The sequence below is a fragment of the Microvirga pudoricolor genome, from assembly GCF_016892705.1.
Taxonomy (GTDB): domain Bacteria; phylum Pseudomonadota; class Alphaproteobacteria; order Rhizobiales; family Beijerinckiaceae; genus Microvirga; species Microvirga pudoricolor.
This window is the reverse complement of the sequence record NZ_JAFEMB010000001.1, coordinates 189441-203187: the sequence shown is the minus strand read 5'-3', so window position 1 is coordinate 203187 and position 13747 is coordinate 189441. Positions and strand designations below refer to the sequence as shown.

At 64.0% G+C, this 13747-nt stretch carries 10 protein-coding genes and 1 tRNA gene; 8 read left to right on the top strand and 3 right to left on the bottom strand.

The window, feature by feature from the left end:
• Window positions 1-163: 163 nt before the first annotated feature.
• Window positions 164-1387, top strand: coding sequence for an MFS transporter (locus ILT42_RS00935; RefSeq protein WP_204213431.1), 1224 nt, complete (start codon window positions 164-166; stop codon window positions 1385-1387).
• A gap of 8 nt (window positions 1388-1395) precedes the next feature.
• On the opposite strand, the gene ILT42_RS00930 is transcribed toward ILT42_RS00935, so the two are convergent.
• Window positions 1396-2016 (bottom strand): TIGR02466 family protein, encoded by a 621-nt coding sequence (locus ILT42_RS00930; RefSeq protein WP_204213430.1) that lies wholly within the window; start codon window positions 2014-2016, stop codon window positions 1396-1398.
• Window positions 2017-2204: 188 nt separating this feature from the next.
• On the opposite strand from ILT42_RS00930, the gene ILT42_RS00925 reads away from it, so the two are divergent.
• The 4 genes from ILT42_RS00925 to ILT42_RS00910 all read left to right on the top strand — a co-directional run bounded on the left by ILT42_RS00925 (window position 2205) and on the right by ILT42_RS00910 (window position 7088).
• Window positions 2205-3428 carry an adenylate/guanylate cyclase domain-containing protein gene (locus ILT42_RS00925; protein ID WP_204213429.1) on the top strand — a complete coding sequence of 408 codons (1224 nt, stop codon included), beginning with the start codon at window positions 2205-2207 and terminating at the stop codon, window positions 3426-3428.
• A 65-nt stretch (window positions 3429-3493) separates the two neighbouring features.
• A tRNA-Ile gene (locus ILT42_RS00920) sits at window positions 3494-3569 on the top strand.
• 548 nt (window positions 3570-4117) lie between these two features.
• Window positions 4118-5566, top strand: a complete 1449-nt coding sequence (locus tag ILT42_RS00915; protein ID WP_204213428.1) for an amidohydrolase family protein — start codon at window positions 4118-4120, stop codon at window positions 5564-5566.
• A gap of 70 nt (window positions 5567-5636) precedes the next feature.
• Window positions 5637-7088: an amidohydrolase family protein gene (locus ILT42_RS00910; RefSeq protein ID WP_204213427.1), complete on the top strand. Its 1452-nt coding sequence runs from the start codon at window positions 5637-5639 to the stop codon at window positions 7086-7088.
• 54 nt (window positions 7089-7142) lie between these two features.
• Here ILT42_RS00910 and ILT42_RS00905 read toward each other — a convergent pair whose 3' ends face one another.
• On the bottom strand, window positions 7143-8777 hold the full coding sequence (locus ILT42_RS00905; RefSeq protein WP_204213426.1) for an amidohydrolase: 1635 nt from the start codon (window positions 8775-8777) through the stop codon (window positions 7143-7145).
• 189 nt (window positions 8778-8966) lie between these two features.
• On the opposite strand from ILT42_RS00905, the gene ILT42_RS00900 reads away from it, so the two are divergent.
• The 3 genes from ILT42_RS00900 (at window position 8967) to ILT42_RS00890 (ending at window position 12359) form a co-directional block, all read left to right on the top strand.
• Window positions 8967-10004, top strand: coding sequence for an amino acid ABC transporter substrate-binding protein (locus ILT42_RS00900; RefSeq protein ID WP_204213425.1), 1038 nt, complete (start codon window positions 8967-8969; stop codon window positions 10002-10004).
• Between the two features lie 66 nt (window positions 10005-10070).
• Window positions 10071-11243, top strand: coding sequence for an amino acid ABC transporter permease (locus ILT42_RS00895; protein WP_204213424.1), 1173 nt, complete (start codon window positions 10071-10073; stop codon window positions 11241-11243).
• Window positions 11244-11246: 3 nt separating this feature from the next.
• Window positions 11247-12359, top strand: a complete 1113-nt coding sequence (locus ILT42_RS00890) for an amino acid ABC transporter permease (protein WP_204213423.1) — start codon at window positions 11247-11249, stop codon at window positions 12357-12359.
• Between the two features lie 17 nt (window positions 12360-12376).
• Here the strand turns inward: ILT42_RS00890 and ILT42_RS00885 are convergent, their stop codons facing one another.
• Complete coding sequence (locus ILT42_RS00885) at window positions 12377-13678, bottom strand: NAD(P)/FAD-dependent oxidoreductase (protein WP_204213422.1); 1302 nt, start codon at window positions 13676-13678, stop codon at window positions 12377-12379.
• Between the last annotated feature and the right edge of the window lie 69 nt (window positions 13679-13747).

Genomic DNA, 13747 nt, shown 5'->3' with positions numbered 1-13747 from the left:
GGCAGCCCCCGCATAGCAGAACGGAGATCGCGGGCGATTGTGCCTGGGGCAACCCAGCCCTGCGCGGTTTTGGCATGCCAGAGGCCCCCAAGCGGTCTATACAGCTCGGAATGGGTCGATTTTCCGGCCCCGGCCCGCGCCAGGCCTGCAGAAAAGACGTTCCATGGACACGAAATCGACGATCGCCCCCGCCACCCCCGCCATGACCCGGCCGGAGCGGGTGGCCGTACCCATCCTGGCGGCGATCAGCGTTTCGCATCTCCTGAACGATCTCATTCAATCCCTCATCCCGGCGATCTATCCGGTCCTGAAGGACGCGTTCCACCTCGATTTCGGCCAAATCGGGCTCATCACCTTCACGTTCCAGCTCACCGCCTCCCTGCTGCAGCCTCTCGTGGGGCACTTCACGGACATGAAGCCCCAGCCGTTCTCACTGGTGATCGGCATGGGTTTCACCCTGGTCGGCCTCCTGACGCTCTCGATGGCGGGATCCTACGGGGTGCTGCTGATCGCGGCAGGCCTCGTGGGCATGGGGTCCTCGGTCTTCCACCCGGAATCCTCCCGGGTCGCCCGCATGGCCTCGGGCGGACGGCACGGCATGGCGCAATCGGTCTTCCAGGTCGGTGGCAACACCGGCACCGCGCTCGGGCCGCTGCTGGCCGCCTTCATCGTGGTGCCGCGAGGGCAGGGCAGCATCGCGTGGTTCTCGGCCGTCGCCCTCCTGGCGATGGCGATCCTGTTCTGGGTTGGGCGGTGGTACGGCGAGCGGCTAGCCACCCTGAGGGCCAAGCCGCGCGGGCCATCGGGCGCAGCCAAGCATTCGCGGGCCCGGGTGTTCTGGGCCGTGACGATCCTGATGCTGCTGGTTTTCTCCAAGAACTTCTATCTCGCGAGCATCAGCAGCTATTTCACCTTCTACCTGATCGGAAAATTCCAGCTTTCGGTTCAGGACGCCCAGGTCCATCTCTTCGTCTTCCTGGCCGCCGTGGCCGCCGGCACCGTGCTGGGCGGCCCCATCGGGGACCGGATCGGGCGCAAGTACGTGATCTGGATCTCGATCCTGGGCGTGCTCCCGTTCACGCTGGCGCTGCCTTACGCCAACCTGTTCTGGACCGGTGTCCTCAGCGTTCTCATCGGCCTGATCCTGGCCTCCGCCTTTTCGGCCATCCTGGTCTTCGCAACGGAGCTCGTTCCGGGCCGGGTGGGCATGATCGCGGGGCTGTTCTACGGCCTCTCCTTCGGCATGGGCGGCCTCGGGGCGGCGGTTCTGGGTCATGTGGCCGACCTGACGAGCATCGAGACGGTCTATCAGATCTGCTCGTTCCTGCCGGCTATCGGGCTCCTCACCTACTTTCTGCCCCATGAGCGGCCGGCGCGTTACGCCTGAGGGATCGGTCACCGCCAGGCGTAGTTGAAGCTCACGCTGATGCGCTCGGCTTCCGCCTCGTTGACGGGCACCTCGTGGCGGAGCCAGCTCTCCCAGAGCAGGACCGTGCCGGGCTTCGGCGCCATATAGGCAAACTGCCGGTTCTCGGGGCGCGCCTTCGCCTTCCGGGGCGGGGCCGCCATCATGAAGCCGAGGCGTGGGTCTTCGAGCTTGAGGGCGCTCGCTCCATCGGGAATGCTCACGTAGTAGGTGCCGCTGATCACCGAATGAGGATGGATATGGGACGTGTGGACGCCTCCGGGCGGCAGAACGTTGATCCAGAGGCTGTCCAGGACGAGCTTGCGCCCCTTGAGGTCGAATTCGAGCTCCTTGGCGAAGCCCGCTACATGCTTGTCGAGGGCCTTGCGCAGTTCCCCGAAGACGGGGACGCGCCAGGGAAGGTCGTCCAGGGACGCATAGGATGTGTAGCCCGGGTAGCCGTTTTTCTCGCACCAGCGCTGGCCGGCCTCGTCGTCCTCCGCGATGGAGAGGCAGGCCGCCTCGATCTCGGACAGAAGACCCTGCGCTTTCTCGTCGTTCATCTCGGCGCGATAGACTTTGGTGACGAAAAGCGTATCGATGGTTTGCATGATGGTTTGGCCCTGGTGCTCGCTTCGATGGATTCGACGTCTGCCCTGAACGCTTCCTTGCGGCGCATTCTCAGATGGTTCAAGGGGCCGGCCGGGAAACGGCCCGGACAAAATTTTTCCGGTCTCCCGCGTCCGGTTCCGGCTCGGCCGCGCTTGTGGGCCGGGCCATCAGGTCCCACCTTGGCCGTATGAGCGCGTCCGACACCCTCCTCGATTTTCCAGCCGACCCACTGGTCTTGGGCCGCAGCCTCGAGCCGGAGCTCCTGGCCGGGGTCTTGGCTCTCAGGGACTGGCTGGTGAAGGAGGGAGCGCGCCTCGACGATCCGAGCGACGTCTTCACGGGTTTCATCGAAAACCTCAAGAACCTCGGCCTTCCCATCGACCGGGCCGCGTCGGCGGTCGAAACCCTGCATTCGGAATATGCGGGCATCGGCCGCTTCTGGACGCCGGAGGAGGGGACCGTGGTGCGCTACCTGCCCCACGGGGACCGCCGGGAGGTCGTCTACAAGGCCAGTCCCTTTGCCTACGTGAACAAGACCGGCGAGTGGCTGTTGATGAACCTCGGCGAGACGCCGGACGAGCGCTTCAGCATCATCCCGGAACTCAAGGAGGAGGGTTTCCGGCACTACCTGGTCATCCCGATCCGCTTCATCAATGGGGCCGAGAACGCGGTTTCGTTCGCGACCCGCTCGCCGGAAGGTTTCAGCACGCAGAGCCTCAAGGCCCTCCGTCTCATCATGCCGACCTTCGCCCTCGTGTCCGAACTGAGGGCCACCAGCAACCGCCTGGACGACGTGCTGCGGATCTATGTGGGCGACGAGCCCCATCGGGCCATCCTGTCCGGCGCGATCCTGCGCGGGCAGGTCTCCCGTATCCGCTCGGCGATCCTCTTCGCCGACATGCGCAGCTATACCCGCCTGTCCTCGACCCTGACCCCGGAAGGGGCGGTCGAACTCCTCAACAATTACTTCGACTGCCTCGTGCCGCCCATCGAAGACGAGGGCGGAGAGGTGCTCAAATACCTCGGCGACGGCCTCCTGGCGATCTTTCGCGACCGGGGCGACGATACCGGCGGAGCGCCCCAATCGGCCCTGACGGCGGCCACCAGCGCCATCCGGCGGCTCCAGACGGCCAACAGCGAGGGCCGGTTCCCGGTCCCGGTCCAGGTCGGGATCGCCCTCCATCACGGGGAGGCCGCCTACGGCAATGTGGGCTCCGGCCAGCGCCTGGATTTCACCGTGATCGGCCCGGACGTGAACCTCGCCAGCCGCATCGCCCACCTGAACAAGGAGTTGGGCGAGCCTCTTCTCATGTCCAAGCCCTTCGTGGACCACCTCTGGGGCAACCCCACACCCCTGGGCACCCACCTCGTCGATGGCCTCGACGAGCGAGTGGAGGTGTTCAAGCCGTAAGCCCCACCTTGCGAAACGGCCCTCTTTGCCGCTAAAAGCGCCTCACCCTTCTCGAAGGTTCGGAAGGGCCTGTAGCTCAATGGTTAGAGCCGGCCGCTCATAACGGTCTGGTTCCCGGTTCGAGTCCGGGCGGGCCCACCAATATTTTCAGGCACTTAGAGCCCGGCAAGGTTCTCAGCCTGCAGCACCCGGTGAACCACCCCATTTTCGACTGCCTGACGTCCATCGTCGGGGATCCGATCGCTCGCGTTCCACCGTCCCGGTGACCTTGGTGATGCCCAGGGACGCGGACGAACGTCTCATCGCTCACGCCAACGGCGCATGCTTCAATCCTGCGCTGAGGGACCGTTCGCTCGACAACGCCGAGACCGTGTGAAGTCACGGCAGGGCGTCGGTTGGACGGCCACGTCCGGTTCTCCGGCCACCGTCATGCTGAGAGGCTTCGATTACGCCGCCCGCTTCGTCGACAGGACCGTCTTGCAACCTTGCCGTCGTGATGTCGAAGCCAGTGATGGGGCGTGAACACTCCGCTTAGGCCTAAAGTCTCGTTGACCCCGGCATGGATTGCATATTTTTTGATCACCATGCTCCCGGAATATGCCTGATGCCCCGGACTTCGACTCCGCTTCACAAGACGTTTCCACGTGCTCGCGCGACCTGCGGCGCTTCGGTTCGGGAGACACAAATCCATGACTGATATTTCGAGGTCTGACGTCACGGTCATCCGTCAGGCGGATTGGGCGATCGTTTGGAACGAGGAGCGCCAGGAACACGCCTACGCGCGCGGCGTCGATGTCGCGTTCTCGGATGGAAAGATCCTCAGCATCGGCACCCGCTACGACGGTATCGCGGCGCGCGAGATCGACGGCCGGTCCTCCATGGTCATGCCGGGTTTCGTGAACGTGCATTGCCATTCCGGCGACGAGCCCATCGCGAAGGGGCTGTTCGAAGATGTGGGAACCGAAGCGCTTTGGGGGAACGCGCTCTACGAGTACTCCGCGCTGATCGACGCCGACGCCGACGCGAAGGCGGCGTGCCAGACGGTGATGCTGTGCGACCTAATCCGCAGCGGCGTCACAACGTGTCTCGACATCGCCTCGCCATATCCGCAATGGCTGTCGATTGCGGCGGATAGCGGAGTGAGAGCCTATCTTGCGCCCGGCTTCCGGGAGGCGGAGTGGCGCATGGCCGGGAGTCATCGCCTGGACTTCGACTGGAACAAGGCGGCCGGTAGGGAGCGTTTCAGGGCCGCACTCGATTTCGTCGATGCGGCGCAAGCGCATCCGAGCGGACGCATCCGGGGCGTCGTGGCGCCCTCGCAGATCGAGACGTGTTCGGAGGAACTCATCGTCGAGGCCGTCGGTGAAGCCCGAAAGCGTGGGATGCCGATCACCATCCACGCGGCGCAGACGATGGCGGAGCACGAGGAATTGCTGCGCCGAACCGGTGAAACCGCGCCGGCGATGCTCGACCGCCTGGGCGTGCTCGGGGCCGATCTCATCCTCGGCCATTGCATCTTCCTCGATCATCACTCCTGGACCCGGCAGCGCCGCCACGAGGACCTGCGGCGCCTCGCGCGCACGGGGACCAACGTCGCGCATTGTCCGGTCACCTTCGCCCGGAGCGGCATGACGCTCGAAAGCCTCGGCGGATACCGCCGCGCGGGCGTCAATGTGGGGATCGGGACGGACAGCTATCCCTTCAATATGATCGAGGAAATGCGGGAGGCGCTCATCTGCTCGCGCGTTGCCGGCAAAAGCGTTTTCGACCTCGACACGGGCGGCATCTTCGCCGCGGCCACGACGGGCGGCGCGAAGGCGCTCGGGCGTGATGACATCGGACGCCTCAAGCCGGGAGGGCCGGCCGACCTGGTGCTCGTCGACCTCTCCCAGCCGGCCATGCAGCCTCTCCACGACCCCTTGCGCAACCTCATCCACTGCGCCGCCGAGCGCGCCGTTCGAGACGTTTTCGTCGACGGGCGCACGATCCTCGAGAACAGGCGGGTGACCAACCTCGACTACGAGGGGGCGGTGCGTGAGCTTCAGGATGCCCAGCGGCGTGCCAGCCGCCGGGCCGAACAGGCCGATCCTCAAGGTCGCTCCCTCGCCAGCCTCGCCCCGCTCTCCCTTCCGTCGTGACGTCCGGCTCACACGCATAACGCCTCACGGGAACGTCACTCTTCCGCGCCATCGGACAATGGAACCTGTCATGAACGCCCATCAAGCATCGACGACCGTTTTTCGGAACTGCGACTGGCTGGTCGCCTGGGATCAGGATGCGGGGTCGCATGTGTATCTGCGTCAGGCTGATTTCGCGATCCGCGGCAACGAGATCGTGCATGTCGGACCGGGCTATTCCGGCGACGCCGACACGGAAGTCGACGCGCGGCAGATGATGATCATTCCGGGCTTCGTGAACGTTCACAGCCACCCGGGCCATGAGCCGGGATGGAAGGGCATGCTGGAAGAACTGGGAAGCCCCCGCTTGGGGCAGAGTTCCCTCTACGAGTTCATGCCCGTCTTCCAGATCGACGAACAATACACGCGGCCCGCTCTCAGGATCGCGGCGTCCGAGCTACTGAAGAGCGGCGTGACGACGATCTGCGATCTCGGGCGACCGCGCGAGACCTGGGCGGACGAGTATGCCGAGACGGGCATCCGGGCGGTCCTGTGGGGCATGTTCCGCTCCGGGCCGTGGAAGACCCGCAACGGCCACTCCGTCGAGTACGACCTCGACCCAGCGCGAGGAGACAAGCTGCTGCGCGAGGCCATCGAGATCGCCGACGCGGCATCGAAGCATCCGAGCGGCCGGATTACGGGATATTTCGGCCCCGCGCAGATCGACACCTGCACCGAGGGTCAGATCAGGGACTCCCTGGAGGCCGCACGGGAACGCGGCCAGCCGATCCAGATTCATGCGGCGCAGAGCATCGTCGAGTTCCAGGAGATCATGCGGCGCTACGGCTGCACGCCGATCGAATGGCTCGATCGGATCGGCGCTCTCGGGCCCGACACGATCATCGGCCACTGCATCTTTCTCAACGATCATCCGTGGCTGCACTGGCCGCACGCCAACGACTTCGAGCGCCTGCGGGACAGCGGCGCCGGGGTCGCCCATTGTCCGGTGGTGTTCGCCCGCAGAGGGATCGCCCTGAACGCGCTGAGCCGCTATATGCGGGCCGGCATTCCTTGCGGCATCGGAACCGACACCTTCCCGCACAACATGCTCGACGAGCTGCGTATGGCCTGCTACGCGGGCCGCATCGTCTCGGGAAGCTTCACGGGAGCGACGACGAGGGACGCGTTCATGGCCGCCACCGCGGTTGGGGCCGACATGATCCGCCGGCCAGATCTCGGACGGCTGGCGCCGGGATGCAAGGCGGACTTTGCCGTCGTCGACATGAGCAATCCCTACATGCAGCCCGATTACGAGCCCATCAGGAGCCTCGTCTATTCGGCGAACGACCGGGCCATCAAGGATGTCTTCGTCGATGGCCGGCAGGTGGTGAAGGACGGCGAAATCACCGACTTCGACATCGCAGAGGACGTGGAGACCTTGCGCCGAGGGCAGGCCGAAGCAGTTTCCACGGCGAAACAGCGCGATTGGGCAGGCCGCCGCATGGAAGAGTTGAGCCCGCGGGTCTTTCCCATCGCGGGCTGAGCGATCCTGACCGGAGGGCGCTCATCGATGCGCCTCCGTTCAGGGCATTCCGCCTCAGGCGGTCTCGCCATAGCGGTCGAAGACGATGTTCCCGTCGAGGATCGTGAGGTCGCAGCGGGTGTCGTTCAGAATATCCTCAGGGCTGGCTTCGAGCATATTGCGCGAGAACACCGCGACATCGGCGGCAAGACCCGGCACGAGACGTCCCCATTCAGTCTCCGCCTTGTTCACATAGGCTCCGAACTCCGTGAAGGCCGCGATCGCCTGCGCGATGGACACCGTCTCCCCTTCGCACATGATGGTCCCCTGCGACGTCTTTCGCGTGAGCATGCTGTAGAAGTTCGGGAAGGGATCGATGTCGCACACCGGTGCATCACTCCCGGCAGCCGGCTTGAAACCCTGGTCGATCCACGTGCGGAGAGGATAGGACGGCTTGGCCCGCTCCTCGCCGACTACGGATACGTAGAGATCTCCGAAGTCGTAGATGAACACCGGCTGCGGGACAGGCTGGACGCCAAGGCGCGCCATCCGAGCGTTTTGATCCGGGCGCGCGTAGCCCGCATGTTCGATTCGGTGGCGCCGGTCCGGATCCGGCATGGCTTCGAGAGCGAGCTCGAAAGCGTTGAGAGTCTGCTCGATGGCCGCGTCGCCGATGGCGTGCACGGCAAGCTGGTAGCCCTTCGCATGGTAGTCGTGTACGAGATCGTTCATCTCGTTGTCGCGCAGGAGCATCAAACCTCGGTTGTCGGGTTGCCCGACATAGGGCTCCGTCATCGCGGCCGTGCGTCCGCCCGCGCTCCCGTCCGTGAAGATCTTGACGGGACCGACGCGCAGCATCGCGTCACCGGCACTCGTGACCACGCCGTCCCGGAACGCCTGCTCCACGATGCCACCGGGTCCCCCGAGAAGACACTGAGTTGTCCGCACCGGGAGCTTGCCGAGGCGCTGGGCTGTCCGGTAGGCCGCCACCTCTCGATATCCAGCCCGCATTCCGACACCGGCGTCCATCACGCTCGTGATGCCGTAGGACAGGCAGGCTTGGCCCGCCGCCTCGATCGCCGCGACGAGTTCCTCGTCGGTCGGCTCGGGCAAGACGGCTTTGAGCCGATCCCGCCCCGTTTCGGCAAGGAGACCCGTGAGCCTGCCGTCCTTCTGTTCGATGGCGCCACCCTGCGGGACCGGCGTCCCTTCATCGATGCCGGCGAGCCGCAGCGCCATAGAGTTGCAGATCGTGACATGGCCGCAGGCTCTGACGATCGCGACGGGATGGTCCGGGGCTGCGGCGTCGAGTTCCTCTCGCAGGGGGTGGCGTCCGACATCCAGGTTGAACTGGTCGTAGCCACGGCCTTGGATCCATTGACCCGGCGGCGTCGCGGCGGCGCGTTCCCGCACCTTGTCCAGCAGCGACGCCAGGGTTGGAGCGCTCGCGCTTCGAACGTCGACGTGCCCCATGATGAGGCCGTAGGGCAGGAGGTGCATGTGCGAGTCGCAAAGGCCGGGCGTCGCCAACCGACCCTTGAGATCGATCACTTTCGTCCCGGGACCGGCCAAGGGCTCGATGTCGGACGCCGCGCCGGCGGCCAGAACACGGCCGGACCACAAGGCGACGGCATCGGCGACACCTTCATTCAAGCCGAGAAAGACGCGGCCGTTCGTGAGGATCGTATCTGCGAAAGGGAGAGCTGGCATTGCGCATTGCACCAAAGTTTGGCTCAACGAGAGGCGTTGCAGCCACAGTTTCGCGAGAGTGCATCCCTATTTTGCAGTCAGCAAGCGCGATTGGCACGGTTTTGAGAAAACGGGCCTTGAAACTTGAACCGCTGAAGGGATAGCTTCACGTGTCAGCGGCCAAATAAGGCGCGGCATTGGAGGAAATCAATGGTGAAAGCACGTTCGTTGACCCGCTGGCTCGCCTTCGGCTTTGTCGCCGGCTTGGGGTTCGTCTCCGCGGCTCCCGCATCAGCGCAGGCGACTCTCGACACGGTCAAGAAGCGCGGAAAGATTCTTTGCGGCGTGTCTCCGGTGGCTCCAGGATTTTCCTATGCCGACGACAAGGGAGTGCGCCGCGGATTCGACGTGGACATTTGCCGAGCGGTCTCGGCAGCGGTCTTCGGTGAGCCTGACAAAGTCGAATATGTGCCGTTGAACACGAATGTCCGCTTCCAGGCGGTTCAGTCGGGAGAGGTCGATATTCTCTCGCGGCAGAACACCTGGAGCTTCTCGCGCGACAACTCGCTCGGCCTCGATTTCGGTCCCGTGGTCTTCTACGACGGACAGGGCCTCATGGTCCCCAAGAAGCTCAATGTCTCGAGCGCGTCGGAACTGGCCAACGCGGCCATCTGCCTCCTGCCCGGCACGACCACGCTTCAGAACCTCGAGGACTTCTTCCGGCCCAAGAACATCAAGTACGAACCGGTCGTGTTCGAGAACTCGGACGAGTGGCGAAACGCGTTCTTCAGCGGCCGCTGCGATGCCATCACGACCGATCGGTCCGATCTGGCATCCGTGCGCGCCATCGCGAGCGATCCGGACGCCTACGTCGTCTTGCCGGAAACGGTCTCCAAGGAGCCGCTGGCGCCGACGATCCGGCAGAATGACCCCAACTGGCGCAAGATCGTCGATTGGTCGGTCTATGCCCTGATCGCCGCCGAAGAGAAAGGCATCACGCAAGCGAATGTCGATTCCCATCTCAAGAGCGAGGATCCCGAAATCCAGCGCCTTCTGGGCGTGAACGGCGACTTCGGCAAGATGCTGGGTCTGGACAACAAGTGGAGCTACAACATCATCAAGTCCCTCGGGAACTACGTCGAGGTCTTCGATCGAAACCTCGGACCCAAGACGCGTCTCGGATTGACACGCGGTCCCAACAAGCTCTGGACTGAAGGCGGCCTCCTCTACGCGCCCCCGTTCCGGTAATCGAAGCATCAGGCAGGCGGACGATCCCGCCTGCCTGCCTTGCCACAGGATACCGGGAAGTCCACCATGCGCCCCGTCGCGTCGAGCGGAACAAGCCTCTTCTACAATCTTCGTTTCCGCGCGATCCTCTATCAGGTCGTCGCCGTTGGCATCATCGTTCTCATCAGCCTCTACCTCTTCTCGAACGTCTCCCAAAAACTCGCCGAGCAGAATATCGCGACAGGGTTCGGCTTTCTGAGCCGCGACGCCGGCTTCGTCATCAGCCAGTCCCTCATCGACTACAAGCCGACGGACAGCTACGGGCGCGCCCTCTTGGCCGGGATCGCCAACACCGTCTGGGTGTCCGCATGGGGTGTCGTGCTCGCCACGATCCTCGGCCTCGTCGTCGGTATCGCCCGCCTTTCGCGCAATCCGCTCCTGGCCTTCCTGGCCTTCCTCTACGTGGAAGCGCTTCGCAACGTTCCTCTCCTGCTCTACCTCTTCCTGTGGTACGCGCTGATCGTCACCACCCTGCCTTCCGTCCGGGAGGCCTGGGAGCCGATCCCCCACGTCTTTCTCAGCAACAGCGGCCTGACCGTCCCATCGCTTTCATGGACCGGAGCGCACAGCCTGACGCTGGCAGCCCTCTGCGTCGGCGTCGCGATGGGTGTCGCCGTCCGGCGCCGGGCGACGGCAAGGCGCGTCGCCACGGGCCAGCATCGGCCGTCCTGGCCTTGGGTCGTCTTGGCGGTTGCGGTGCCGGTCGTCCTGGCCGTTCTCCTGTTTCAACCCGACCTGACGGTGAGCCTTCCTGAGAAGGGCCGGTTTCGCATGACGGGCGGAGCGCAACTTCGACCCGAATTCACGGCGCTGCTCGTCGGGCTGGCCTTGTCGGCCTCCGCAGGCATCGCCGAGATCGTGCGCAGCGGCATATTGTCGGTTCGCAAGGGGCAATGGGAGGCGGCTCGGGCCTTGGGCTTGCGCGACGGCCTTTCCATGCGCCTCATCATCCTCCCGCAGGCGCTGCGGGTCATCATTCCGCCTCTGACGAGCAGCTACCTGAGCCTGTTCAAGAACTCTTCCCTGGCGATCGCCATCGGCTACCCGGATCTCGTGATGGTCTCCAATACCACCATGAACCAGACCGGGCAGGCCATCGAGGGAATTGCCATTTTCATGATGGTCTATCTGGGCTTGTCGATCGTTATCTCGCTGTTCATGAACTGGTACAACAGCCGCGTCGCGCTGAAGGGGCGTTAGGTCATGACGACAGCAACCGACCTCGCCGAAGCGCAATCCAAGCTGCCGATCAGGGGCGGCCAGAGGCCCAGGCGCGGCTTCGTGAGCCGGGGCATCAAGCCTTTTTTCGGCACGCCCATCAATGCGCTTGTTACTCTTGCGTGTCTCTGGATCCTGTGGCTCGGCGTGAAGGCTGCCTATGGCTGGCTCATCGTTCGCGCCGTGACAGCGGGCGGTGCAGAGGCCTGTAAGGTGGGACAGGGCGCCTGCTGGCCCTTCTTCGCCGCCAAGCTCAGGTTCATGATCTTCGGGATCTACCCCTACGACGAGCAGTGGCGTGTGGCGCTCGCAATGATCCTGTTCCTCGGCATGATCGGCATCTCGATGGTGCCCAGATTCTGGACGCGGGCGCTCCTTGGATTCTGGGCGGCGACGATCGTTGTCACGGCCATCCTGATCAGCGGCGGAATCCTGGGATTGAGCCATGTGCCCACGACCCAGTGGAGCGGACTCCCCCTGTCCTTCCTGCTGTCGGCAGTCGGTCTCGCCTTGGGCTTTCCGCTGGGCGTCGTTCTGGCGCTGGCGCGGGCCTCCAACCTTCCCGCCATACGAGTTCTCGCTGTCGTCTTCATCGAAGTCATTCGCGGCGTTCCGCTGATCAGCATTCTGTTCATGGCTTCGGTCATGCTTCCCCTGTTCATGCCCAGCGGCATCACCATCGACAAGCTGCTGAGAGCTCAGGTCGCCATCATCATCTTCGCGGCAGCCTACATCGCGGAGGCCATCCGAGGTGGCCTTCAGGCCATACCCCAGGGCCAGCATGAAGCATCAAACGCGATGGGGCTGCACTACTGGCAATCCATGCGTCTCATCGTGCTGCCTCAGGCTTTGAAGATCGCCATTCCGCCTCTCGTCAACATCTCCATCGGCTTCTTTCAGGATACGACCCTCGTCACCATCATCGGTCTGCTGGATTTCCTCTCCACGGTCCGGACGGCGATGCAGGACCCATCGTGGATCGGACTGGCGGTGGTCGAAGGTTATGTTTTCGCGGCATTCATCTACTTCGTCTTCTCCTACATCATGGGAGCCTACAGCCGCTTCCTGGAGAGACGTGCGCGTCTCGGGCATGATTAGCCGGAGCCGCAAGGCCTTCATCGCTCTGTACGGGATGCGGCGCGGCGCTCCTTGATGCGATCCGTCATCTGGTAGTGCCAGTATGTGAGCTGAGCCGCCGCGACACCGAAGGGGCCGCCATTCCAGGCCAGTCCGAACGGCTCGAACATGCGATAGCGATCCGTTCGACCCAGAATGCCCTCTGCGACGACCCGGCCGCCGATGGCTGTCGTGTTCATGCCGCGCCCGCCGAATCCGGTCACGTACCACGCCCCAGGTTCCAACTGCCCGATCAGCGGCATGAGATGGCGCGGGTAGGCCATCAGGCCAGTCCATGCGACATCCACCTCAACTCCCTCGAGCTGCGGGTAGGTCGACACCATCGTACCCCGCATCATCCGGGCGAGGCGCCGCGGCTCCGTCGTGCGGGTCGTGATGCGACCGCCCCATAGGAGCCTCCTGCCGCCGTCGACCAAGCGATAGTAGTCGCCCGCCCTTCGGTTGTCGCTGATCGCCATCGGTGTTCTGACGGCATCTTCGATCCGGCCCTTGGCGTCGTCTGTGAGCAGAACATATGTCGCGATGGGCAACAGGCTTCGGCGTATGGCCGGCACCAAGCTGTCGGTATAGCCTCCTCCGGCGAAGACGACGTCGCGGGCACTGACGCTGCCATTTTTCGTCCTGATGGTCTTACGCCCAGCCGACGGATCGTATGCGACGGCGGGTGAGCCCTCGAATATCCGCCCTCCCGAAGCCTCTATGGCTGTTGCAAGCGATCGGGCGTAATTGAGCGGGTGGAAGTGGAAGCACGCCGGATCGTAGAGAGCTTGGTAGTATTTCGAGGTGCGTAGGAGCGCGCGGACGGCTTCGGTCGGCAGAACCGACACGTCGTAGCCAAAATCCCTCGCCAGGACATCCCGCTGCCGGGCGAGACCGTCCGGGTCGTGGTAGCGAAGCACGCTGAGCTTCCCATACACCTGTGGATTATCGTCGTGCGCAAATTTCAGGAGATTGTCCTTGACGATCTCAACTCCCTCGATCGAAAGCCGGTGCAGCGCCCGAGCTCGTTCCTCGCCAACCATCCGGGCGATATTGCTGTGGCCTGTTGCAAATCCCGGCCCGACGAAGCCGCCGTTGCGGCCGGAGGCTCCCCATCCGACCTGATGGGCCTCAAGGATCACCACCGAACGACCTGCCCGAGCCAACTCATATCCGGCCGTCAGGCCCGCGAGGCCGCCGCCGACGATAACGACATCTGCGGATAGGTTTTTCTCCAGAGCCGGACGACGCGCAGCGTCGTTGAGGGTGCGAGAATAGTATGTATCCGGATATCCCGACATGTTCGTTCCCGCGCCCTGCTTCTCGATTTTTCGATACTTTTTTACCCGTCAGAGCCGGAAGTGTAGCAG

Excerpts from the sequence above, each read along its gene's own strand:
- ILT42_RS00930 (WP_204213430.1), bottom strand. The coding sequence starts at position 2,016 with ATGCAAACCATCGATACGCTTTTCGTCACCAAAGTCTATCGCGCCGAG.
- ILT42_RS00890 (WP_204213423.1), top strand. The coding sequence starts at position 11,247 with ATGACGACAGCAACCGACCTCGCCGAAGCGCAATCCAAGCTGCCGATC.
- ILT42_RS00885 (WP_204213422.1), bottom strand. The coding sequence starts at position 13,678 with ATGTCGGGATATCCGGATACATACTATTCTCGCACCCTCAACGACGCT.
- ILT42_RS00935 (WP_204213431.1), top strand. The coding sequence starts at position 164 with ATGGACACGAAATCGACGATCGCCCCCGCCACCCCCGCCATGACCCGG.
- ILT42_RS00915 (WP_204213428.1), top strand. The coding sequence starts at position 4,118 with ATGACTGATATTTCGAGGTCTGACGTCACGGTCATCCGTCAGGCGGAT.
- ILT42_RS00895 (WP_204213424.1), top strand. The coding sequence starts at position 10,071 with ATGCGCCCCGTCGCGTCGAGCGGAACAAGCCTCTTCTACAATCTTCGT.
- ILT42_RS00900 (WP_204213425.1), top strand. The coding sequence starts at position 8,967 with ATGGTGAAAGCACGTTCGTTGACCCGCTGGCTCGCCTTCGGCTTTGTC.
- ILT42_RS00910 (WP_204213427.1), top strand. The coding sequence starts at position 5,637 with ATGAACGCCCATCAAGCATCGACGACCGTTTTTCGGAACTGCGACTGG.
- ILT42_RS00925 (WP_204213429.1), top strand. The coding sequence starts at position 2,205 with ATGAGCGCGTCCGACACCCTCCTCGATTTTCCAGCCGACCCACTGGTC.
- ILT42_RS00905 (WP_204213426.1), bottom strand. The coding sequence starts at position 8,777 with ATGCCAGCTCTCCCTTTCGCAGATACGATCCTCACGAACGGCCGCGTC.